This window comes from Pseudonocardia halophobica (assembly GCF_027922425.1).
Classification (GTDB): domain Bacteria; phylum Actinomycetota; class Actinomycetes; order Mycobacteriales; family Pseudonocardiaceae; genus Pseudonocardia; species Pseudonocardia halophobica.
Genome location: NZ_BSFQ01000057.1, coordinates 1 through 21,452, shown reverse-complemented (window position 1 = coordinate 21,452; position 21,452 = coordinate 1). Strand labels below are relative to the sequence as shown.

The 21,452-nt window shown below is 71.8% G+C and carries 19 protein-coding genes and 1 pseudogene; 4 read left to right on the top strand and 16 right to left on the bottom strand.

Annotated elements, in window-relative coordinates:
• Positions 1 to 122 precede the first annotated feature (122 nt).
• Positions 123 to 1,371: pseudogene (locus PKE99_RS34980) on the top strand (IS110 family RNA-guided transposase).
• Positions 1,372 to 1,435: 64 nt separating this feature from the next.
• On the opposite strand, the gene PKE99_RS34975 reads toward PKE99_RS34980, so the two are convergent.
• The 11 genes from PKE99_RS34975 to PKE99_RS34925 form a co-directional block, all read right to left on the bottom strand.
• Positions 1,436 to 1,753 carry an NIPSNAP family protein gene (locus tag PKE99_RS34975; RefSeq protein WP_037053701.1) on the bottom strand — a complete coding sequence of 106 codons (318 nt, stop codon included), beginning with the start codon at positions 1,751 to 1,753 and terminating at the stop codon, positions 1,436 to 1,438.
• A 23-nt stretch (positions 1,754 to 1,776) separates the two neighbouring features.
• Positions 1,777 to 2,517: an SDR family oxidoreductase gene (locus tag PKE99_RS34970; RefSeq protein ID WP_037053698.1), complete on the bottom strand. Its 741-nt coding sequence runs from the start codon at positions 2,515 to 2,517 to the stop codon at positions 1,777 to 1,779.
• Positions 2,514 to 2,969: a nuclear transport factor 2 family protein gene (locus PKE99_RS34965; protein ID WP_051738309.1), complete on the bottom strand. Its 456-nt coding sequence runs from the start codon at positions 2,967 to 2,969 to the stop codon at positions 2,514 to 2,516. Before PKE99_RS34965 ends, PKE99_RS34970 begins: the two co-directional genes overlap by 4 nt.
• Before the next feature lie 62 nt (positions 2,970 to 3,031).
• Entirely contained in the window at positions 3,032 to 3,817 is a 786-nt protein-coding gene (locus PKE99_RS34960; protein ID WP_051738308.1) for an alpha/beta fold hydrolase, read from the bottom strand.
• Positions 3,814 to 6,063: a CaiB/BaiF CoA-transferase family protein gene (locus PKE99_RS34955; RefSeq protein ID WP_051738307.1), complete on the bottom strand. Its 2,250-nt coding sequence runs from the start codon at positions 6,061 to 6,063 to the stop codon at positions 3,814 to 3,816. The genes PKE99_RS34960 and PKE99_RS34955 overlap by 4 nt, the downstream gene beginning before the upstream one ends.
• Positions 6,060 to 7,193, bottom strand: a complete 1,134-nt coding sequence (locus PKE99_RS34950) for an LLM class flavin-dependent oxidoreductase (RefSeq protein ID WP_081924729.1) — start codon at positions 7,191 to 7,193, stop codon at positions 6,060 to 6,062. Before PKE99_RS34950 ends, PKE99_RS34955 begins: the two co-directional genes overlap by 4 nt.
• 114 nt (positions 7,194 to 7,307) lie before the next feature.
• Positions 7,308 to 7,967 (bottom strand): GntR family transcriptional regulator, encoded by a 660-nt coding sequence (locus tag PKE99_RS34945; protein ID WP_063739897.1) that lies wholly within the window; start codon positions 7,965 to 7,967, stop codon positions 7,308 to 7,310.
• Positions 7,964 to 9,760 (bottom strand): acyclic terpene utilization AtuA family protein, encoded by a 1,797-nt coding sequence (locus PKE99_RS34940; protein WP_231498482.1) that lies wholly within the window; start codon positions 9,758 to 9,760, stop codon positions 7,964 to 7,966. The genes PKE99_RS34945 and PKE99_RS34940 overlap by 4 nt, the downstream gene beginning before the upstream one ends.
• Before the next feature lie 45 nt (positions 9,761 to 9,805).
• Positions 9,806 to 10,486 carry a PaaI family thioesterase gene (locus PKE99_RS34935; RefSeq protein ID WP_037053692.1) on the bottom strand — a complete coding sequence of 227 codons (681 nt, stop codon included), beginning with the start codon at positions 10,484 to 10,486 and terminating at the stop codon, positions 9,806 to 9,808.
• Complete coding sequence (locus tag PKE99_RS34930) at positions 10,483 to 10,890, bottom strand: nuclear transport factor 2 family protein (RefSeq protein ID WP_037053690.1); 408 nt, start codon at positions 10,888 to 10,890, stop codon at positions 10,483 to 10,485. Before PKE99_RS34930 ends, PKE99_RS34935 begins: the two co-directional genes overlap by 4 nt.
• The gene (locus PKE99_RS34925; protein ID WP_051738304.1) at positions 10,887 to 11,600 is read right to left on the bottom strand and encodes a nitroreductase; all 714 of its coding nucleotides are present in this window, start codon (positions 11,598 to 11,600) and stop codon (positions 10,887 to 10,889) included. Before PKE99_RS34925 ends, PKE99_RS34930 begins: the two co-directional genes overlap by 4 nt.
• Before the next feature lie 219 nt (positions 11,601 to 11,819).
• Here PKE99_RS34925 and PKE99_RS34920 point away from each other — a divergent pair, with 219 nt between their 5' ends.
• Complete coding sequence (locus PKE99_RS34920) at positions 11,820 to 12,917, top strand: LLM class flavin-dependent oxidoreductase (protein ID WP_037053687.1); 1,098 nt, start codon at positions 11,820 to 11,822, stop codon at positions 12,915 to 12,917.
• Positions 12,918 to 13,002: 85 nt separating this feature from the next.
• On the opposite strand, the gene PKE99_RS34915 is transcribed toward PKE99_RS34920, so the two are convergent.
• The 3 genes from PKE99_RS34915 to PKE99_RS34905 are packed head-to-tail and all read right to left on the bottom strand — an operon-like array spanning position 13,003 to position 17,137.
• Positions 13,003 to 13,620: a TetR/AcrR family transcriptional regulator gene (locus PKE99_RS34915; RefSeq protein WP_051738303.1), complete on the bottom strand. Its 618-nt coding sequence runs from the start codon at positions 13,618 to 13,620 to the stop codon at positions 13,003 to 13,005.
• 15 nt (positions 13,621 to 13,635) lie between these two features.
• Positions 13,636 to 15,942, bottom strand: coding sequence for a CoA transferase (locus PKE99_RS34910; protein ID WP_037053685.1), 2,307 nt, complete (start codon positions 15,940 to 15,942; stop codon positions 13,636 to 13,638).
• Between the two features lie 16 nt (positions 15,943 to 15,958).
• Positions 15,959 to 17,137, bottom strand: coding sequence for an acyl-CoA dehydrogenase family protein (locus PKE99_RS34905; protein ID WP_051738302.1), 1,179 nt, complete (start codon positions 17,135 to 17,137; stop codon positions 15,959 to 15,961).
• 192 nt (positions 17,138 to 17,329) lie between these two features.
• Here PKE99_RS34905 and PKE99_RS34900 point away from each other — a divergent pair, with 192 nt between their 5' ends.
• The gene (locus PKE99_RS34900; protein WP_037053683.1) at positions 17,330 to 18,487 is read left to right on the top strand and encodes an LLM class flavin-dependent oxidoreductase; all 1,158 of its coding nucleotides are present in this window, start codon (positions 17,330 to 17,332) and stop codon (positions 18,485 to 18,487) included.
• 96 nt (positions 18,488 to 18,583) lie between these two features.
• Positions 18,584 to 19,183: a 3,4-dihydroxy-2-butanone-4-phosphate synthase gene (locus PKE99_RS34895; protein ID WP_051738301.1), complete on the top strand. Its 600-nt coding sequence runs from the start codon at positions 18,584 to 18,586 to the stop codon at positions 19,181 to 19,183.
• 50 nt (positions 19,184 to 19,233) lie between these two features.
• Here the strand turns inward: PKE99_RS34895 and PKE99_RS34890 are convergent, their stop codons facing one another.
• Positions 19,234 to 20,148, bottom strand: a complete 915-nt coding sequence (locus tag PKE99_RS34890) for a hydroxymethylglutaryl-CoA lyase (protein WP_197040893.1) — start codon at positions 20,146 to 20,148, stop codon at positions 19,234 to 19,236.
• Positions 20,145 to 21,359, bottom strand: coding sequence for a CaiB/BaiF CoA transferase family protein (locus tag PKE99_RS34885; RefSeq protein WP_037053681.1), 1,215 nt, complete (start codon positions 21,357 to 21,359; stop codon positions 20,145 to 20,147). The genes PKE99_RS34890 and PKE99_RS34885 overlap by 4 nt, the downstream gene beginning before the upstream one ends.
• Positions 21,360 to 21,452: the final 93 nt, after the last annotated feature.

Genomic DNA, 21,452 nt, shown 5'->3' with positions numbered 1-21,452 from the left:
TAGAGCTCGAGGCCCAGGCGACGAGGTGCTGACCCGCTGGCCGCTATCAGCACAGGCCGCGGGCGCCTGTTCGCGCTGCCGTGCAGGGATGGTCAAGGGGGCCGCGAGAGGCAGTGGTGACGCTGTTCGTGGGCAATGACTGGGCCGAGGACCACCACGATGTGGAGATCCTCGACGAGACCGGGAAACGGTTGGGCCGGGCCCGGTTGCCCGAGGGCATGGCCGGGATGACCCGGCTGCACGAGCTGCTCGCCGAGCACCTCGATGACGACGCGGTCGACCCGGAGTCCGGGATGCCCGCGGCCGGGGCGGTGGTGGTCGGGATCGAGACCGACCGCGGCCCGTGGGTCGCCGCGCTGGTCGCGGCCGGCTACCAGGTGTTCGCGATCAACCCGATGTCGGTGGCGCGTTATCGGGAGCGGCACTCCACCTCGGGGGCGAAGTCCGATCCCGGGGACGCGCACGTGCTGGCCGAGATCGTGCGCCTCGACCGGGACCACCACCGTCCGGTCGCCGGGGACAGCGCGCAGGTGGAGGGGCTGAAGATGGTCGCGCGGGCCCGTCAGACGCTGGTCTGGAATCGGACCCGGCATCTGCAGCGGCTGCGGGCGGCGTTGCGCGAGTACTTCCCCGGCGCCCTGGACGCGCTTGCGGCGGGGAAGCTCGAGCTGGCCGATCCGGACGCGTTGGAACTGCTGGAGCGGGCCCTGGATCCGGACCGGGCGGCCCGGTTGTCCCGGTCGAAGATCGTCGGGATCCTGAGGCGGGCCCGTCGTCGGGACGTCGAGGCCCGCGCCGAGCAGATCCAGTCGGTGTTGCGGGCTCCGGCGCTGCGCCAACCGCCGTGCTGGAGTCGGCCTATGCCACCGTCGCGGGCACGCAGATCCGGCTGCTGGCCGGGATCATCGCCCAGCTCCCGGCCCTGGAGGAGGTGCTGGGCGAGGGGTTTTGACCGGCACCCGGACGCTGAGATCTACACCAGCCAACCCGGCCTCGGTGTCGTCCTCGGGGCCGGGTGCTCGCCGAGTTCGGAGACGACCCACGCCGCTAGCGCGACGCGCGGGCCCGCAAGAACTACGCCGGCACCTCACCGATCACCCGCGCCTCCGGGCGCCGGACCGTGGTGTTGGCCCGCTACGCCCGCAACAAACGCCTCGGCGACGCCGTCCACCAGTGGGGCTCTGCGCCCTGAGGAACTCACCCTGTGCCCGCGCCTACTACGACGCGCTGCGCGCTCGCAAGATCGGCCATCACGCCGCGCTGCGCCAACTCGGCAACCGCCTCGTCGGGATCCTGCACGGCTGCCTCAAGACCAGAACTCTCTACGACGAGACCACCGCCTGGCACCACCACAACATCGCCGCCGCTTGACACCTACACGCCATGGGCTCTCTGAGCCCTCCGGGGGCGCCGACTTTACGGCGCCCCCGGAGGGTCAGTCGAACGTCAGGGGCTTGAGCAGCGAGTTCGTCACGCGGGCGAGCAGCGGGCCGTCCTTCTCACTGTCCGCCTTCGCCGCGATCCACTCGGGATCGGCAAGGAAGGCACCCCACTTCTCCTCCTGCTCGGCCATCGACTCCCACTCGATGATGTAGTGGAGCTGGCCGCTGTCCGGTCCGACCAGCACGCTCCAGTAGCCGAGGACCTTGATGCCGTGGCGGGGGAAGAAGACCGTGGCGGCCTTGCGCAGCCGTTCGATCTCGTCGGGGAGCTTCCCCGGGTTGCAGGTGTAGGTGCGGAACTCGTGGATCATCGTCGATCGCTCCTGTCGGGGACTCAGTCGGTGGTGATGTACATGCCGCCGTCGATGAAGAACTCCCGGCCGGTGACCATCGCCATGTCCGGGCTGGCGAGGTGGTGCACCATCGCCCCGACGTCCTCAGGGGTGACGTTGCGGCCGCTCGGGCTCTTGGCAGCCATCCGCTCGGCCCGCTCCTCGGCGTTCGGCCGGATCGCCCGGATCGCGTCGGTGAGCACCCCGCTGCAGGAGACGGTGTTGACGCGGATCCCGTCCGGGGCGAGTGCCACGGCGAGGTAGCGGACCAGCGCCTCGGCCATAGCCTTCGGCGCGCCGATCGCCACATAGTTCGGCACGGCGAGCTTGGACCCGCGGCTGGAGATGTAGTAGATCGACGAGCCCTCCACCAGGAGTGTGCGCAGCTGCTGGGTGAGGGTGAGCAGCGACGTCGCGTTCACGTGGACGGCGCGGTCGAAGTCCGCCGGATCGATGTCCAGCGGCGCGACGGCCTGCGGCCGCACCGCGCTGTGCACGATCTGGTCCAGTCGATCGGTCGCGTCCCGGACCCCGCTCGCGAGCTCGGTGACCCCCTCGGCCGTGCCGAGGTCCCCCTTGAGCAGGGTGGCCTTGCCGCCCTTGGCCTCGATGGCCGCGGCGGCCTCGGTGGCCGCGGCGTCGTCGCTGGAGTAGTTGATCAGGACGTGCGCCCCATCCGCGGCGAACCGTTCCGCGATGCCCCGGCCGATCCCCTTGGACCCGCCCAGAACGAGGATGGTCATGGTCGTACTCCCTCCGGGGCGCCTGGCGACCAGGCGACTCCCTTGTAGTGGTGGCGCAGCGTGATCTCGGCGATCAGCCACGTCCGGCCGACGCGACGGAACGCGTCCCGGTAGACCCCGAAGCCGGTGATGCCGGTCGCCGCTCCGGCGGCCGGGTCGAACGAGAAGCTGTGCAGCGACCAGCTGCCCACCGCCGCGTCCGGCTCGATGACCGCGATCTCGGCGTTGTGGCCGTGGTGGACGGTGCACCGGTCGCCGATCCGCTCGCGCACGGCCGCAACGACGGCCTCCACGCCCGTCCGCACACCGATCTGCGGATGGTCGAGACGGACGTCGTCGATCAGGACCGCCCGCAGGCAGGCCCAGTCCTTCTCGTCCATCGCCCGCAGGTAGCGACTCTTGAGGTCCGCGATCTCGCCGCGCGCCACGAGCTCGGCGAGCAGGTGGTCCACGATGCGCCTCCAATGCAGTATCCGAAATTGGCTCCAAGAATGCCGCAGGACGCGGGCCCGATTCAAGAGACCTCGGCCATGAAGGCGGCGAGCGCCTCGGTGACCTGCTGGGGATGGCTGAGATTCGCGGCGTGCGGCGCACCGTCGACGACCACCAGGCCGCGAGAGTCCGCCACTCCGGCGACGAGGCCCTCGGCCCGGTCCAGCGGCGTCGACGCGTCCGCCGACCCGTGCACCACCAGGACGGGCGGGGTGATCTCGCCCAGCCGGTCGGTGAAGTCGTCACGCGAGACGAGCGTCCGCACGGCCTCGCGCAGACCCACCGGGTCCGCCCTGCGCCAGCGCCGCTTCCACGGCTCGTGGGCCACGCCCGGGCCGAGGATGAGGTCGGCCACCCATGTCAGGGTGTGCTCGTCCGGCCCGTGGTCCACCCAGCGCTCCGTCAGTGCGGTGAACCGGGCGGCCCCTTCGGCCAGGGTCGGGCCTGCCTGGGTGTCCAGGAGCACGATGCCCGCGAACCGCTGCGGAGCGAGGACCGCCGCGCGTTGACCGAGGATCCCGCCCTGGCTCATCCCCACGTGCACGACGCGGTCCAGGCCGAGGTGGTCCAGGAGCCCGAGCAGGTCGCGGGCGGAGTCCCAGTAGTCGAAGGGACCGCTCCACACGGTGTCGCCGTGTCCGCGTTCGTCCCAGGTCACGCAGCGGTGAGCGGCCGAGAGCGCCTCCACCTGCGGCGCGAACATCGTCCGGTCCATGAAGAGGCCGTGGCTGAACACGATCGGCGGGCCGTCGCCGACGTCCTCGTAGGCGAGGACCGGGCCACCGGGGACGGCGAGGGTGCCGGTCACTCGACGATCCCGCGTGCACGCAGGTCCGCGAGATCGGCCGGACCGAGGCCGAGCAGCCCCGTGAGCACGGGCTCGGTGTCCGCACCGAGCAGAGGAGCGGGGCCGGCGGCCGGGAACCCGCGTCCGTCCGCCTTCCACGGGACCGTGACGACGGGCTGCTCCCCCAGATAGGGGTGGGTCACCGTGGTCGCGACGCCGCGGGCCACGGCCCGCTTGCCCGCGACGGCCGCCGTGTACCCCGCCACCTCGGCCGCGGGTACCCCCGCGGCCCGCAGGGCCTGCACGGCGTCCCCGGCGGTCCGGCCCGCGACCCAGGCCGCCAGCCCCTCCTCCCCGACCACCGCGTCCACAGCGGACCGCTCCAGGTCGGTGCGGGCCGCGACGGCCACCCAGCCGTCCGCTTCCCGAGTGGGGAGGATGGCGTGCGGGTGAAAGGCCGAGTGCCCGTTCGCGGGGATCGGAACGGTTCCGTTCACCTGCCGGCGCAGGATCGGCACGGGCATGATGCTGAGCAGCGCCTCGACCTGGGCGAGATCGATGTGACAGCCGGTGCCGCCGCGCCCCCTCCCGGCGAGCCCGGCGAGGACGGCCGCCAGCGCGTGCCCCGCCCCGTTCGGGTCGCCGAGCGCGGGGTTGAACGTGCCGATCAGTCGGTCCGGTCCGTAGCCGACCAGCGAGTCCAGCCCGGCGAGCCCGGACATCACCGGCGCGTACCCGCGGATCCCGGCCAACGGCCCGGTCTGTCCCATCATGGTCATGGACACCATGACCAGCGCCGGGTTCGCGCCCGACAGCTCCGCATAGCCGAGGCCGCGGCGTTCCAGCGCACCCGGCCGCATGTTCTCGACGACGACGTCCGCCGACTCGGCGATCCGGCGGATCAACATGGCACCCTCGGTGGTCCCCATGTCCACGGCGACGCTTCGCTTGCCGTGGTTCATCTGGTTGAAGTACGGCGTGACCTCGAGCTCGGGGCCGTCGACCGGCACGCCGCCCCGGATCGCCCGGCCACGCAGCCGGGCGGGATCCGCCCGGCCACGGTGCTCGATCTTGATCACCTGGGCGCCCAGGTCGCGGAGGGCGGCCGTGACCATCGGCCCCGACCAGACCCAGGAGAGGTCCAGGACTCGCAGGCCCGCCAGGGGGGCGGCGGGGTCGATCGTCGCGGGCGGCCAGCTCGACGGCGTGGTCGCTCCCGACGCGGCGGGGCCCGTCAGCCGGTAGGGGCTGCCCGGCAGGACCGTACCGTCCGGCATCGTGTCGAAGAAGCCCCGGTGGGCGAACTGCTCGTGCTCCATCGCCTCCGCAATCGTGAGGACCGGCGCAACCGGGAACCCGTGCTTGCGGCCCGCGGCGAACACCTCGTCCCGGGTCCGGGCCGAGGTCCAGGCGATCAGGTGCGGGTCGACCTCGTCGGCGTGCAGCCGCGCCACGACGCGCGGGTCGTCGAAGCCGGGCCGGCGGCTCCAGTCCGGGTCACCCATGGCCGCGACCAGGCCCGCGTACTCCCGCGGGATCCTGCACATGATCGACACCCAGCCGTCCCGACAGGGGAACATCGCGGCCGGGTAGGACCCGCCCGACATCGAGGCGCGGGGGCCGTCCCGGTGCCACGGCCGGTCGTAGGGGAGAAAGTTCGCGCCGATCTGGCCGACGAAGTAGCTCAGGACGTCCGCGGTGGTGACGTCCCACCGCTGCGCGGGCCCGCCCAGAGCACGCACGAGCAGGGCGAGCGCCGCGGCCGCCGCGGCCTCGGTACCGGTGAGGTACTCGGGGATGTCGTAGGGCAGCGTCAACGGTTCGCGGTCCGGGTCGCCGATCCCCCAGCTCATCCCGGCCGCCGCGGCGGCGGTCGAGGCGGTGGCGGGGACGGCGGCCCCGAGGTCCTCGCGGAGGTCGGCGATGTCCACCGTGGCTGCGTCCGGGGCGAGGGTGAGCAGCCGTTGCGTCAGGTCCACGACGGCCCCGTCGGCGGCGTCGTCCTCGGCCGAGTCGACGACGACGAGGTCCGCGGCGGCCAGCGCGTCCGGGAGCCCCTCGTCGTCGGGCTGCAGTATTCGCTTGCCCCGGTGCAGGGCGACCTCGTACAGGCCGAGCAGCTCCGGCGGGCAGTCCACCGCCTGCGGCACCGCGACCCGGGTGACGGCGGCGCCGAGCAGCAGAAGGAGCCGTCCGCAGTAGCCGCCCGCGGGCCGGGCTGCGATCTCGACGACCCTTCTGCCGGCCAGCAGCGCGGGCTCGGTCACGCCCGACCGGCCCGGTACCGCGCGGTCGCCTCGGCTTGGGATCGAGCGGTGGTCTCGGCTCCGAGGAAGCCGCTGTCGAGCACCCGGTCGACCGCGCGGCCGACCGGCTCGAGCTGCCCGTTCATCCGTGGGATGACCTCCTCGGCGAACAGCTCGTAGCTGCGCAGCAGGGCGGGCCAGCGCGCGTAGTCCGAGCCCTGGAAGAGGTAGGTGCCGAACCCCCCGGACTTCTCCTGCAACCGGGTGAGCTGCTCCACCGCCATGTCCGGTGTGCCGACGACGCCACGGCCGGACTCGTTCACCGCGTCCACCAGCGCGTCGACGCTGTCGAAGCTGCCCAGCGCGGTCGGCGTGATGTGCGCGAGGTAGTCGAGCAGCCAGGGCATCCCGTAGGCGACGTCCTTCTTGGCCTGCTCGACGGTCTCGGCCACATACATCGGGCCCAGCAGTCGCCAGCTGGCCCGGTCCGGGGTGTGGCCGCGCCGGGCGGCCTCGTGCTCGACCGTCTCCCAATGCCCGGCGAGCCGCTCCACGCCGACGGGGTCGGTGGCGGCAAGCGACAGCAGCGCCGCACCGTGTCGTCCGGCCAGCGCGGGCCCGGACGACGACACCGCTCCGGTGACCGCGACCTCGAAGTCCGAGTAGCGGGGCAACTGCAGCACCGCGTCCTGCAACGTGAACCACTCGGTCTTGGCGGTGACGGTCTCGCCGGCGAAGAGCCGAAGGATCACCTCCAGTGCCTCCTCCATGCGCGCCCGCTGCGTGGCGGGCTCGATGCCGATCATGGTGGCGTCCTCGAGTAGCTGCCCCGGACCCGCGCCGAACATCATCCGGCCGCGTGTCAGGTGGTCGAGCTGCAGCACCCGATCCGCCAGCACGAACGGTTGGTGGTACGGCAGCGACAACACCCCGGTGCCGAGCTTGAGGTTCGTGGTGTGCTGGGCCGCCGCGGCGATCATGACCTCCGGCGACGCGATCGTCTCCACTCCTCCGGAGTGGTGCTCGCCGAACCAGATCTCGTCGAAGCCGAGCTCATCGAGGTGGGCAGCGAGCCGCAGGTCGCGGTGCATCGCCAGGTTCGGATTGACGCCGAACCGATGATAAGGGCCCAGGAAGACGCCGAAACGCATGCGACGGGGTCCTGCAGCCATTGCCTTGCCTCCAGGGGTGGGGCGCCGGGAGGCGACGTCGCCACACCCGGGGCCACCAGTCTCCCTAGTTGGCTACAATATTGTCAACCATACTCAGCGCAGAATCGGCAACAGTCTGGTGAGAGAGATCTGGCGGTGGGAGCGCCAGAGCTCGGCGAGCCGGGGCCCGTCCCCGTCCCGGAGGGCCTGGATCATCGCGTCGTGCTCCTCGGCGAGCAGCGTCGCGTCGCTCAGCACGCTCAACGACAGCGCCCGGTAGGCCACCGACATGCGCCAGATGCGCTGGATCTCGGCCACCAGAATGCGTTGCGTGGAGAGGTCGAGGATCGCGTTGTGGAAGACGTCGTTCTCGCGCATCATCGCGTCGACGTCCTGGCCGATGCCGCGGATCCGCTCGTTGATCGCCACGAGCTCGTCCACCCGCCCCGCGGGGGGTGTCCCGAGCTGCGTGAGCACGGCCGTCTCCAGCAGGTCCCGCGCCAGGTAGAGCTGCGCCATCTCGTCCGCCCGGAACTGGGTGACGAAGTACCCTCGATTGCGTTCGTAGGCGACCACGCCGTCCGACTGCAGGATCTGCAGCGCCTCTCGGATCGGGCCGCGGCTGATCCCGATCTGCTGGGCAAGGTCCTCCTGCCGGACCTGCTGCCCCGGCACCAGCCTGCGCGCCATCACGAGGTCGCGGATCGCGGCGGCGGCGCGCTGCACGGCGCCCGCGCTCTCCTCCACTCGCGCGCGTCCCCCCGTGGTCGTCATGGCGACGATGGTAGCTGCGACAGGAGCAGCACCTGCGGCACGTCGACCAGGCGGGCCGCGAGGTACTCCCCCAGACCCTTCGCCTGCGGGTCGATGCGCAGGCACGACGAGACGCCTCGGTCGAGGTAGCCGACCAGCAGGAAGTTCAGCGCCCGGACCGACGGGAGCTCGTGGCGCGTCACCTTCAGCTCGCGGGCCTCCGGCACCAGCTCACGCAGCCGGTCCACGGTGAGTTCGGCACGCAACCAGCTGTACGCCTCGTCCGAGCGCGCCCACGCACCGAGATTGGCGATGCCACCCTTGTCCCCGGACCGGGTTCCCACGAGCGAGCCCAGCGGGACCCGCGCGGTCGGCCCCCCGGGGACGGGAGGCAGGTCCACCGGCGCGGCGGGGGCACCGACACCGTCCTCCGTCCACGGCGCCCACCCGACCTCGAACGAGGTGGCGTCGTCGAGGTGCACCAGGGTCTGGACGTGCTTCTTATCGATCAGGCACGGCCATTGCACACCGAACAGCCGTTCCTTCTGCGGGGGCGTCGTGAGGTAGAAGCCGGGCACGTTCGACGTGCCGAGCTGCACGATCCGGTCCGCGAAGTGCGCGCGGTCGACCTTCGCGCGGTCGCCGTCCCGGGCGCTGATCACGACCCACGCCGACTCCTCCGCCTGGTCCCCATCGATCTCCCGGGCGGGCCCCACGACGGTCCAGCGGAAGTCTTCGAAGGTCTCCGGCGCCCCGACGACCCGCTCCACGGCCCGACGCAGCCAGGTCAGCTTCTCGGCGAGGTGCAACCCGGTGAGCCCGACAGTGAGCGAGTTGCGAAAGCCGCCCTCGTAGGTGAGGGAGAGCTTCGTGCGACCGTCCGGGGCCCGGCCCCGGGCCCCTTCCACCCGGACACGGTCCGGTCCGGCCTCGGCGAGCCCGATCCGGGACAGGTCCACCACCACGTCGGGATTCAGGTACTCGGGTCCGCCGATCTCGTACAGCAGCTGAGCGGACACGGTGTCGACGGTGACCAGACCACCGGTGCCGGCCGCCTTGGTCACCACGCACGTGCCGTCCGCGGCGACCTCCGCGACCGGCATGCCGGGGAGGCCGAGGTCGGCGTGCTCGTGGAAGAACGCGAAGTTGCCACCGGTGACCTGCGCACAGCACTCGATGAGGTGGCCCGCGACCACTCCACCGGCCAGCGCATCCCAGTCCTCGTGGCCCCAGTCGTGATGCCAGGCTGCCGCCCCGACCACCAAGGAGGCGTCGGTGGTGCGCGGGCACACCACGATGTCGGCCCCCGCGGCCAGGGCCTCGACGACGGGCCAGGCACCGAGGTAGGCGTTCGCCGTGAGCACCTCCTCGCCCTCGATCGCGAGGCTCTCCCCGGTGTCGACGTTCGCGAGCATGGCCCCAGGTCCCAGCAGCGCCCCGAGGCCGGCGCGGAGGTCGTCGCCCGTGATCGCCGCGACGCGCAGCCGCACCCCGGCGCGCTCGCACGCCCCACGCACGGCGTCGGCGCAGGCGAGGGGGTCCAACCCACCGGCATTCGTGACGACCTTCACACCCTCCGCCGCGATCCGCGGCAGGTTGGGCTCCAGTTGCTCCACGAATGCGGCCGCGTACCCGAGTCCACCCCGGAACTGGTTCTTCCGCAGCACGAGCATCGTCAGCTCGGCGAGATAGTCTCCGGTGAGCACGTCAACGCCGTGGTCCAGCAGCTCGACCATGCCGTCCGGCCGGTCCCCGTGGTAGGCGGAGAACTGGCCGACCCGCAGCGGTTGATTGGCTGCAATCTTGGCTCCCACAATGGGAGAGTGGCAGCTGCGCGTGCGGACGTCAACGTTCGCGCGTCAACCGTCCCGGGGCTCGTGGAACCGCTCGGAGCCGTACATGGTGGCGACCTGGTCGGTACTGAGCGTGACGAACCAGCCCTCGGCCTCCGCGAGCACGACATGCGGAGCGTTCTGGGTGGCGACCACCCCGTGCAGGGTCAGCCGCCGCCCGTCGATGGCCGCAACCGTTCCCGTGACGACCAGAGGCACCTCGAGGGGCACGGGCTTGCGGTACCGGACGTTCAGCCGGCTCGTGACCACAGGGGCGGCGCACGTACTGCCCACGCGGCCCAGCACGTCGTCGAGCAGGGCGGACACCACTCCGCCGTGGGCGTAGCTGAACGGCCCCTCGTGCGCCGGGCCGAGCAGGGTCGTGGCCGTGCACCGCATGCGGTCCGACCGCGCCGGGTCGACGTGCAGCGGCGGCGCGATCGGACTCGCGACTCCGGAGACCGGGTTGAACATGCGGATCCGCCGGGTCGGATCGTCGACCGAGGACAGTTCGCCGACCGACCTGCTGTGCCGCCGCAGCGCCTCGACCGCGCCGTTCACCGAGCGCAGCACGACCTCCAGCTCCGCCTCGCTCACTTCGGACGCGACGAATGCCTGCCCGAGATCACGGATCGCGGCGCCGACGCGGGCCGTGAGCTCTCGGCGGACCTCAACACGCGAGGGCGGGAGCGCCGCCTCGGCGGTCATCTCGCCTCCCGCCAGCCGTAGTGGATCACACGCTCGGTGAAGACCAGGACGCCGTCGACCCGAGCGATCCGGTCGACGTAGGTCCCGGACGCGACGACGCGCCCCTCCCGCAGCATCGTGAAGTCCGCTCTCGAGTGCGCCGAGTCGTCGTCCGACCAGGTCGCGAGCACGTTGACGGCGGTATGCAGAGTGCCCGGCACCGACCGGCCCGTGAGGCGGTCCACCGTCGCCGCCCGTCCGGACGAGACGTCGGCGGCGGTCCCGAACCGCACGTCCTCACCGAAACAGGCACCCAGCACGGCGGGATCTCGGGAGTCGACCCCGAACGAGTACCGCGCGTAGAGCGTCTCCACCTCCCCTTGCCGGGGGTCGTACGGCCACGCACGGCCGGCGGTCTCGGTCACGGATGGTCCTCCACGGTGGGTGTCGGTGCTCCGATGTGGACCCGGACGTCCTCGAGCGGGGCCCGGTCGGTGCGGAACGCGTTGGCGGGGTGGCCGCGGACGGCGAACCCCAGGGAGATCCCGCAGACCAGCGTCCGGTCCGAGCCGAGCGGGACGTGCCTGCGCACGATGTCCGGCCTGCTCACGATCGCGGCCTGGGCGATGGTGGCGACCCCTCGAGCCTGGGCGGCGAGCAGGAGCAGGGAGACGAAGCTGCCACAGTCGACGAGACCGTAGGCGCCCAGGTGCGCGTCCGCGGAGAGGACGGCGACGTGGGGTGCCCCGAAGAACCGGAAGTTCTCCAGCGCCTGCGTCGACGTCGCGGCGCGGTCGCCCCGCCGCGCCCCCACCGCGGAGTAGAGCGCCCACCCCGCCTCTCGCCGGCGCTGCAGGGAGGCGCCTACGTAGCGCGGCGGGCCCGCCTCGAACTCGGCCTCGTCCGGCCGGCTACGCTCCGCCGCGAGCAGTTCCGCGCGGAAGGCCTCCAGCGGCGCGCCGGAGAGGATCGCGACCTGCCACGGCTGAGTGTTGCACCAGGACGGAGCCCGGGTCGCCTGCGCGACGATGTCATCGAGCACGGCGGTGGGCACGGGGTCCGGGCGGAAGGCGCGGCAACTGTGCCGATCCGCCAGCAGAGCGCCGAGAGTCCCGGCTCCGACCGTTGCATTCACTCGCCCCTCCACGCAGAATCACTTCAACCGACTAGTCGGTCGATCCATGAACCGTAGGCCAGCCGCCGCTCCCCGTCAACGAGCGGACAGGCGTAGAGACCGCCTCGCCGCAGCGCGGCTCGCAGAGGGAGGGCCGGATCATTGACACCCCTCTGCGGACGATTGTAGCGTTGTTCACCCGACCGGTCGGTCGAACCCCGATGCCGAGGAGAGAACGACGTGGATGTCGTCTACGCGATGCTGTGGCAAAACTGGAACCGGGAACGCGCGGTCAGCGACTTCGTCAAGGACGAGATCTACCTCGCCCAGCTCGCCGAGGACCTCGGTTTCGACGTCGTGTCTTGCGTGGAGCACCACTTCGATCCCGAGTACTCGGCCTGTCCGGACAACTTCGTCGCCCTGGCCAACATCGCCGCCAAGACCTCGACGGTCAGGCTCGCGACGGGCGCCTGCATCCTGCCGTGGAACGACCCGCTGCGGGTCGTCGAGAAGTACGCCCTGCTCGACGAGCTGTCGGACCACCGGCTGATCATGGGCTTCGGCCGCGGGCTGTCCCGAATCGAGTACGAGGGATTCGGCCTGTCCATGGACGAGTCGCGCGAGCGGTTCGACGAGGCCGCCGAGATGATCCTGCGCGGCATCCGCACGGGGGTCGTCGAGGGCACCGGCCGCTTCTACCCGCAGCCGCGCACCGAGGTGCACCCCGCGCCGCGGCCGGAGCTGGCGGACCGGGTGCTGTGCGTGGCGATGTCGCCTGACTCCTCCGTCGCCGCCGGCGACATGGGGGCGGATCTGATCTGCTTCACCACCAAGAGCGACGAGGGCATGCTGCCGCTGCTGGAGCGTTACCGGCAGCACTACACGGCGGCGGCGGGGCAGGCCCCCCGCCCGCAACAGCTGCACGACTTCATGTACTGCGGACCGACCTCCGCCGACGTGACCGGCTCCGCCGAGCTGTGGCTGGCCCGCTACTACCAGGAGGTGGTGCGGCACTACGACTTCGCGGGCACCCACTTCGCGGGCACGAAGGGCTACCAGCACTACGCCACGAGCGCCGCCGAGATCCGCGAGGAGGGCATGGACGAGGCGACCCGCAAGTACATCGACGTCCAGATGAACGTCGGCACCCCCGACCAGATCCTGGAGAAGTTCGAGAAGCGGGTGAACCTGCTCGGCCCCGTCGACCTCGGTGTGCCCGCGTTCTACGGCGGCATGACTCGCGACCAGGCGGCGGCGAGCATGCGGCTCTACGCCACCGAGGTTATCCCCGAGATGCGCAAGATCGCCGCACGCTACGAGGCGCCGCTCGCGGGCTGAACCCGTCGGGCGCGAACTGGTTGAGCCCGTCGGACACGAAGAAGGGCGGTGCACCGGAACCCGGTGGACCGCCCTTCAGCTCGTGTCAATCCCCGCGGGGGCTGAGCCCGTCGAGCACCACCGACCCGAAGCGCTCGGCGATCTCGGCGGGAGCGAGGGCGCCGTCGCGGGAGTACCACTGGTACGCCCAGTTGCACATCCCGAAGATCCCGAGGGCGGTGAGTCTCGGCTGGTCGAGTATCAGCTCGCCCCGGGCCCGTCCGTCCTCGAGAACGCCGACGAGCATCGCCTCGTACTCGTCGCGCTTGGCCCGGATCAGCCGTTGCTGCTCAGCGGGCAGCTCGCGGTGATGTTCGAAGAAGACTCGTACGTGACCGCGGTGCGTGTCCATCAGCGTGAGGATGTCGGTCATCGCCCCCACGAGTCGATCACGCAATCCGGTCGACCGCAGTGCGCGGCCCCGGAACTGCCTGATCAGGATGTCGATGAACTCTTCGTGCACCTGGAACAGGATTGCGTCCTTGGCCGAGAAGTAGTGGTAGAGGGTCGGTTTCGCCATCTGCGCAGCGATGGCGATCTGCTGCATGCTCGTGTTGCCGTAGCCGAACTCGTCGAACAGTCGCGCAGCGCTGGCGACGATCTCGTTCCGACGCTGGTCCGCTCCGCTGGGCGTCGATGGCGGCGACTCCGGTGTCGTGGTCATCGTGCAGTCTCCGCGCTATTCGATCGCACCCGCGGCGCGCAGGACGGCGAGCTGGTCGTCGTCCACGCCCAACCGCTCCCGCAGCACCGACTCGGTGGAGTCGCCCAGCAGCGGCGCAGGCGTCGGGGCCGAGAAGACCCGGCCGTCCCGCTTCCACGGCGAGTGGAAGACCGGTTGTGGTCCGAGATACCGGTGGTCGAGGACCGCCGACAGCCGCCGCTCCTTGGCCCACCCGCTGTCCGCGAGGCGTTCGAAGGAGTCGATCCGTGCGGCGTCCAGATTCGCGCCGCGGAGCAGGAAGGCGGCGGTGGCCGCATCCTGCCGGTCCGCCCACCGGCGGACGGCGTCGGCCGCACCCGTGGGTTCGGTCCACGTCCCACCGACGACCCCCCGGAGTCGCTCGCGCTCGCGGTCGGTCCGCACGGCGAGGGCGACCCACTCGTCCTCACCGGCACAACGGAACGCCCCGTGCGGCCAGAACACCGCGTGCCCGTTGCCCGGCACGCGGGCCTCCCCCAGGTGGACGTCCTCGATGAGCGCGGCCCGCGCCGTGGCCATGAGGCAGGCGATCTGGGCGACGTCGACCCAGCCCCCGCGCCCGGTCCGCTGCCGCCGGACCAGCGCCGCGAGCAGGCAGGTCATGGCGTGTGCGGCACCGTTCGGGTCGCCGAGCGAGGGGTTGTAGAGCCCGATCCGCTGGTCGGGCGAGTAGCCGACGATCGCGTCCGCCCCCGCCAGCCCGGACATGACGGGCGCGTACCCGCCGAGCCCGCGCATCGGTCCCTCCTGGCCCATCATCGACATCGACAGCATAATCAGGCCCGGGTTCGCCGTGGCCAGATCGGCGTAGCCGAGCGAACGGCGATCCAGCGCACCGGGCCGCATGTTCTCGACCACGACGTCGACGGTCGCCGCGAGCCGACGGACCACGTCGGCGCCCTCCTCCGTGCCGATGTTGAGGGCCAGCGACCGCTTGCCTCGGTTCATCTGACCGAAGTAGGTGCTCACCTCGAGGTCCGGGCCCTCCAGTGGCACTCCGTCGCGGAGCGCGCGGCCTCGGGAGCGGGCCGGGTCCGGCCTGCTGCGGCTCTCGACCTTGAGCACCTCGGCCCCGAGGTCGGCGAGCTGCGCGGTGAGCATCGGCCCGGACCAGACCCACGACAGGTCGAGCACCGTGAGCCCGGCGAGGGGCCGCTCCGGCGTCGGCCGCAGGGCGAGCGGCGCTCCGACGCCGACCTCGGCGGCGTCCAGCACGCGCCACGGCCGGCCCGGACGGGTGCCCGCACCGGCGCTGTCCCGTTCCACGAATCCGTTGTGCGCGAACTGCTCGAGTCGCGCCCCCTGGGCCGGGGTGAGGACCTGCGCCACGGCGAAGCCGAACTCCTGGCCGAGCGCGGTGATCTCGGCGCATGTGTGGGACTCGGTCCACGCGGACACGTACCGGTCCGCCTCGTCGGCGTGGGACCGGGCCACCTCGCGGGCGTCGGCGAACCGGGGCTCGCGCGACCACTCCGGGTCGCCCATCGCCTTGCGCAGACCCGCCCACTCGCGGTCCGTGCGGCAGACGAGGGTCAGCTGCCCGTCACGACAACGGAACATCGCACCCGGGTAGAATCCGCCGGAGCCGGTGGCCCGCGGCCCGTCGCGGACCCACGGCCGCCCGAACGGCAGGAACACCGCACAGATCTGGCCGACGTAGGAGGACACGACGTCGCCCGCGCTGATGTCCCAGTAGTCGTTTGGCACACCCGCGCCGGCCGCCCCCACGGCGAGGGCCAGCGCCGCGGCACCGGCGGCCTCGGTGCCCGCCAGGTAGTCCGCCAGGTCGTACGGCAGCGCCAGCGGCTCGAGGCCGGGCGAGCCGATGCTCCAGCTCATGGCGCTCGCCGCTGAGGCGGTGAGGCTGCCGCCCGGCTCGGGGGCGGCGCGCGGTGCACCCGACCGCTCACGCAGCTGTTCGGCGTGCGCGGACACGTCCACCACAGGACATCCGGCCGGCACCCGCTCGAGGGCACGGCGGGTCGCGGCGGTCCAGGCACCGTCGTACGCGTCGTCGTGCAGGGAGTCCACGACGACGACGTCCGCCCGGGCGAGGTCGTCGGCGCTCGGACCGTCCGGCCCCAGGGTCGTCTTGCCCTCGTGCAACGACTCCTCGAGCAGCGTAAGCAGCCCCGGAGGGCAGTCCGCCATGGTCGGTGCCACCCAGCGGCTCACCGTGGCGCCGTGCAGCCGCAGGATCCGCCCGCAGTACGCGCCGGCGACTCGGGTCGAGAGCTCCACCACGCGGAGCCCGGCCAGCAGCTCCCCCGAGACGTCCTTCATCACGCTCACCTCGTGCTCAGTAGCTGCGCGGGAGGCCGAGCGCGCTCTCCGCGATCGAGTTCAGGATCATCTGGTTGTTGATCGGCGCGATGCGCTGCAGACGAGCCTCAATCCAGTGCCGCCCGATGTGGTACTCGCGGGCGAAGGAGTACCCGCCGAAGGTCTGCATCGCCGCGTCGGTCGCGGCCGCCTCGGCCTCCGAGGCGAGGAACTTGAGCCCGTTGGCCATCACACCGACGGCCCGACCGCCCTTCTCCTCGTAGATCTCGATGGTGCGGGCCGCGACCTCGCTCGCGGCCAGCACCTGCAGGTAAGCCTTGGCGAGCGGGTGCTGGACCGCCTGGTTCTTCCCGATCGGCCGGTCGAAGACGATGCGCTCGACCGCGTACTGCGAGCCGCTCTCCAGGGCCCACCGGGCGATCCCCAGCGCCTCCGCCGAGACCAGGATGCGTTCGCCGTTGAGGCTGTGCAGGAGGTGGTAGAAGCCCTGGTCGACCTCGCCGATGACGTCCGCGTCCGAGACGAACAGGTCGTTGAAGAACACCTCGGTCGAGGTCACCGCGTTGCGCCCGATCTTGGAGATCGGCTTGATGTCCACGGAGTCGGCCTTGAGGTCGCCCAGGAAGAGGGTGAGCCCCTCGCCCTTGCGCCGGGTGTCGCCGGGCTCACTGGTGCGGGCGAGCAGCATGATCCGGTCGCCCCGCAGCGCGCCGGTGTTCCACACCTTGCTGCCGTTGATCAGCCAGCCGCCGTCGACCTTGCGGGCCGCGGTCTTGATCCGGGTGGTCTCCGTGCCCGCGTCCGGCTCCGTGACGCCGAAGGTCACGAACAGCTCACCCGCGGCGATCTTCGGCAGGTGCTCCTTGCGCTGCTCCTCGTTGCCGAAGGCCAGCAGGGTCGGCACGGCGAGGATCGGGATGTGCACGGAGCTGGCGGCGTTGAGCGCGCCGCCCGCCGCGGAGACCTCCTCGAGGATGGCCGCCATCTGCGCCATGGTGCCGCCGCCGCCGCCGTACTCCTCGGGCACGAGGACCCCCAGGTACCCCGCGTCGGCGAAAGCGCGAAAGAACTCCTCGGGGAACTCCTTGTCCAGGTCGTGCTGGTCCCAGTACTCGAGCGGGAACTTCGCGCAGAGCGACCGCACCGCGGCGCGGAGGTCGGCCTGGTCCTCGTGAGCGGGGAAAGACAGCTTCATCGGTACTCCTACTCCGGGTCTCCCAGCGGCAGCTGGCCGATGGACGGACGGTAGCACGTCCGACCGGTCGGTCGACCAGTCCTTGACGGGAACGCCTTCGAAGTCATAGCGTGCCAACCAACCGACCAGGCGGTCGATTCTTTCTCGCGGCAGCACGCCGTTCAGTGCCTCCATCGCCGAAGGGACAGCACGATGGCCCAGTACGACGGGCGGCTCCGGTTCGGAGCCTTCGTTCCCCCGCACCACAAGGTCGGGCTCGACCCGACGGTCGGGCTCGAGAACGACCTCACCCTCATCGAGCACCTCGACCGGCTCGGGTATGCCGAGGCCTGGATTGGCGAGCACCACTCGTCGGGCGTGGAGACGATCGCGTCGCCCGAGGTGATGATCGCCGTGGCCTCCCAGCGCACCACCCACATCAAGCTTGGCACCGGCGTCAGCTCGCTGCCGTACCATCACCCGTTCATGCTGGCCGACCGCATCGTGATGCTGGACCACCTCACACGCGGCCGCACCATGTTCGGCGTCGGCCCCGGCCAGCTGCTCGAGGACGCGAGCATGCTCGGCATCGACCCGTCGACTCAGCGTCCGCGGATGGAGGAGTCCCTCGACGTCATCCTCCGACTGTTCCGCGGCGAGACCGTCACGGAGAAGACGGACTGGTTCACCTGCCAGGACGCGGTCCTGCAGCTCGCGCCCTACTCGGACTTCGACATTGCGGTCGCCGGGGCGATCTCGCCCTCCGGCCCGAAGCTGGCCGGGATCCACGGCACCGGCCTGCTGTCGCTCGCCGCGTCGGACCCGGTGGGCACCGAGCGCCTGGCCGAGCACTGGGCCATCGTCGAGCACGAGGCCGCCACCGCGGGGCACACGGTCTCCCGGGCGAACTGGCGCCTGATGGGCCCGATGCACGTCGCGGAGACCCGCGAGCAGGCCCGCAAGGACATGGAGTACGGGCTGTGCTGGCTCATGGAGAGCCTGTCGCACGTCACCCCCACCGGGCTGGACCGGTTCGACGACGTCGACCACATCATCGGCTACCTCAACGACACCGGCCGCGGCGTGATCGGCACCCCGGACATGGCCGCGGCGCACGTGCAGCGCCTGATCGACGCCTCCGGCGGCTTCGGCTGCTTCCTGTTCCGCGACTCGGACTACGCCCCGTTCCCGGCCAAGCTGCGCAGCTACCAGCTGTTCGCCGAGGAGGTCGCCCCGCGGTTCAACGGCAGGCTGAAGTCGGTCGAGGCGAGCAACCGGCGCGTGTTCGACAGCAAGGGCGCCGGCGTCACCGCCACCGAGCGCTCGCAGGCCGAGGCGGCCGCGCGCTACGCGCAGCGCCGCAAGGGCTGACCCACCGGGGCGGCGACGCCGGGACGCGACGAGCGGTCGCGCCCGGTGTCGGGCCCGACGTCGTCGGGGCCGTCCCTCCAGCCGAGGAGATGCGACATGAGCGTTCTGATCGACGAGCGTGAACCGAGCACGTTGGCGGGCCGTGGGAACCGTCCCGCCGTCGTGCTCGACGGCCGGGGCTCCGGTCTGATCGTCGTCCCCGCCGACGACGTCGCCACCGAGACCATGGCCTTCCTGATCCGGATCGGGTCCGGTTTCGTCCAGGTCGCCCTGGACGAGCGGTCGTGCGACCGGCTTCTGCTGCCCCCGATGGTCTGGCCCGTCCCTTCGGGTCCGCGTGGTGACCACTGCGTGTCCGTCGACGCCGCCCACGGTGTCTCGACCGGCATCTCCGCGGCGGATCGCGCCCACACCGCCCGCCTGCTCGCGGCGCCCGCGACTACGCCCGACGAGCTCACTCGCCCCGGGCACGTCGTGCCCGTCCGCGCACGCACTCCGGACAGCCCGGCCGGCCTCGCCCTCGCACTCGTTGCGCAGACCGGGCACCGGGCGGCGGTGCTGACCGCTGCGGTCCCCCTGGGTGACCCCTGCGCCGAGGCCCGCACCGCCGACCTCCGCGCCCTCGCCGACGTCCACGGATTGGACCTGATCGAGGCTTCCGACCTACTCGTCCGCGTCGGACGGCCGTTCTACTGATCGCCGCGCGGCGCGGCGGCACCCGCCGTCCCCCACCCGGTGACCGGGACTCAGTCCCGGCGCCGGTCCCCCGCCCGGAGGAGCCTGCTCTCCAGCGGCCGCCCCACGATCCTCTCGGCGAGGGCGACGGCTTCCAGCAGCGCAGCCAGGTCGGTCCCGGTCTCTACGCCCACCTCCCGGCAGAGATAGGCCAACTCCTCGGTGGCGATGTTCCCGCTGGCCCCCGGCGCGAAGGGGCAGCCCCCGAGGCCGCCGATCGAGGCGTCGAGGTCGAGGACGCCGAGCTGCATCGCCGCCAGCGCCGTCGCCATGCCCATTCCCCGGGTGTCGTGCAGGTGCACCCCGAGCGGAGTCGTCGGACACGCCTGACGCACCGCCGCGACCAGGTCGGCCATCCGCCCGGGGGTCACCGTGCCGATCGTGTCGCCGAGGCAGAGCCGCTCGGCGCCGCTCTCCACCGCCCGTCGAGCGAGGCTGACGACGGCCTCGGGCGGGGTGGGGCCGTCGAAGGGACAGTCCCAGGCGACGGCGACGATCACCTCGGTCCTGCCACCGGCACGGTTGACGATCCCGGCCACGTCCGCGACACGCGCCAGGGCCTCGGCACTCGCGCGGCCTGCGTTGGCCCGGCTGTGCCCGTCCGATGCGGAGACGACGTACTCGAGCGACGTGACGCCGGCATCGACCGCTCGCCGAGCTCCGCCGGGGCTCGCGACCAGCGCCGAGAACTCCACGCCCTGGTACTCGGACAGGTGCGCGGCGACCTCTGCGGCGTCGGCCAGCGCGGGCACGGCCGAGGGTGAGACGAAGGCGGTCGCCTCGATTCGCCGCAGCCCCGCCGCGACGAGCGCGTCGAGCAGCTCGAGCTTCGCCGAGGTGGGCATCGGTGCCTCGATCTGCAGTCCGTCGCGCAGGGAGACCTCGCGGAGCCGTATCGACCTCGGCAGGCCCAGTGCGCCGGTCACAGCACTCCCTCGTTCTCCAGCTCGTCCACCTCGTCGTCGCCGAGCCCGAGGAGCTCGGCGTAGACCTCCCGGTTGTGGGTTCCCGGGTGGGGTGGGCCCGCCCAGCGCACGCTCCCCGGCGTCGCCGAGAACACCGGCACCACACCCGGCCCGAGCACGTCGTCGTCGACCCGCTCGTCGTGGTGGACGACCAGCGCGTTCCGCGCGCGGAGGTGTGGGTCGTCGACGATCTCGGCGACGGTGTTCACCGGCCCGACGACGACGCCGGCCGCCGTTAGTACCTCGCTGGCCTCCTGGGCCGTGCGCTGCGCGACCCAGTCCGCGACCACGCCCTCGATCTCGTCCTGGTGCTCCCCACGTGCGACGTGGTCGACGAACCGGGGGTCGGTCGTCAGCTCCGGACGGCCGATGGCGTCGCAGAGTCGGCGGAAGACGGTGTCCTGGTTGGCGGCGACGATCAGCCAGTAGCCGTCCCTCGTCTGGAAGAGGTTCGACGGCGCGATCCCGTCCAGCCTCGTCCCGCCGGGCCTGCGGACCCGGCCCAGCCGGTCGTACTCGGGCACCATCGACTCCGTCATCGCCAGGCAGGCCTCGGTCAGCGCCACGTCGACGACCTGGCCCACACCGGTCCGGCCCCGGTGCAGCAGGGCCGCGAGCACCCCCTGCACGGCGACCATGCCGCCCAGGGAGTCACCCAACGACAGCGCCATCCTTGGCGGTGGGCCGTCCGGGAACCCGTTCACAGCCCGGAGCCCGCCCACCGCCTCGGCCACGGAGGCGTAGCCCGGCCGCGTGGCGTAGGGCCCGGACTGGCCGTAGCCGGAGACCCGTGCGAGGACCAGTCCAGGGTTCACCTCACTGAGCCGGTCCCAGCCGAGGCCCCACGCCTCGAGCGTGCCGGGCCGGAAGTTCTCGATCACGACGTCCGCCTCGGCCGCCATGCCCAGCAGCAGCTCCCGCCCGCGCGCCGAGCGCAGGTCCAGCGTGACGCACCGCTTGTTGCGCGCGTGCACGGTCCACCACAGCCGGTGCCCGCGATAGGACTCCTGCCCCCAGTCGCGCAACGGGTCGGGTCGGCCGGGTGCCTCGACCTTGATGACGTCCGCGCCGTAGTCCGCGAGGATGCGGGCCGCGAACGGGCCTGCGACCACCGAGCCGAGCTCGAGGACGCGGATGCCGGCCAGCGGACCTGCGGGCGCGACGTCACTCATCGGTCCTCCGTAAGGTTGTTGATGTTCGGGACGAGGTGTTCCGGACGCCCGCGACGGCAGGGTGTGGCTGATCGGTTCTTGTCGTTGGTGGCT

Excerpts from the sequence above, each read along its gene's own strand:
- PKE99_RS34975 (WP_037053701.1), bottom strand. The coding sequence starts at position 1,753 with ATGATCCACGAGTTCCGCACCTACACCTGCAACCCGGGGAAGCTCCCC.
- PKE99_RS34970 (WP_037053698.1), bottom strand. The coding sequence starts at position 2,517 with ATGACCATCCTCGTTCTGGGCGGGTCCAAGGGGATCGGCCGGGGCATC.
- PKE99_RS34950 (WP_081924729.1), bottom strand. The coding sequence starts at position 7,193 with ATGCGTTTCGGCGTCTTCCTGGGCCCTTATCATCGGTTCGGCGTCAAT.
- PKE99_RS34945 (WP_063739897.1), bottom strand. The coding sequence starts at position 7,967 with ATGACGACCACGGGGGGACGCGCGCGAGTGGAGGAGAGCGCGGGCGCC.
- PKE99_RS34935 (WP_037053692.1), bottom strand. The coding sequence starts at position 10,486 with ATGACCGCCGAGGCGGCGCTCCCGCCCTCGCGTGTTGAGGTCCGCCGA.
- PKE99_RS34915 (WP_051738303.1), bottom strand. The coding sequence starts at position 13,620 with ATGACCACGACACCGGAGTCGCCGCCATCGACGCCCAGCGGAGCGGAC.
- PKE99_RS34910 (WP_037053685.1), bottom strand. The coding sequence starts at position 15,942 with ATGAAGGACGTCTCGGGGGAGCTGCTGGCCGGGCTCCGCGTGGTGGAG.
- PKE99_RS34905 (WP_051738302.1), bottom strand. The coding sequence starts at position 17,137 with ATGAAGCTGTCTTTCCCCGCTCACGAGGACCAGGCCGACCTCCGCGCC.
- PKE99_RS34900 (WP_037053683.1), top strand. The coding sequence starts at position 17,330 with ATGGCCCAGTACGACGGGCGGCTCCGGTTCGGAGCCTTCGTTCCCCCG.
- PKE99_RS34895 (WP_051738301.1), top strand. The coding sequence starts at position 18,584 with ATGAGCGTTCTGATCGACGAGCGTGAACCGAGCACGTTGGCGGGCCGT.
- PKE99_RS34885 (WP_037053681.1), bottom strand. The coding sequence starts at position 21,359 with ATGAGTGACGTCGCGCCCGCAGGTCCGCTGGCCGGCATCCGCGTCCTC.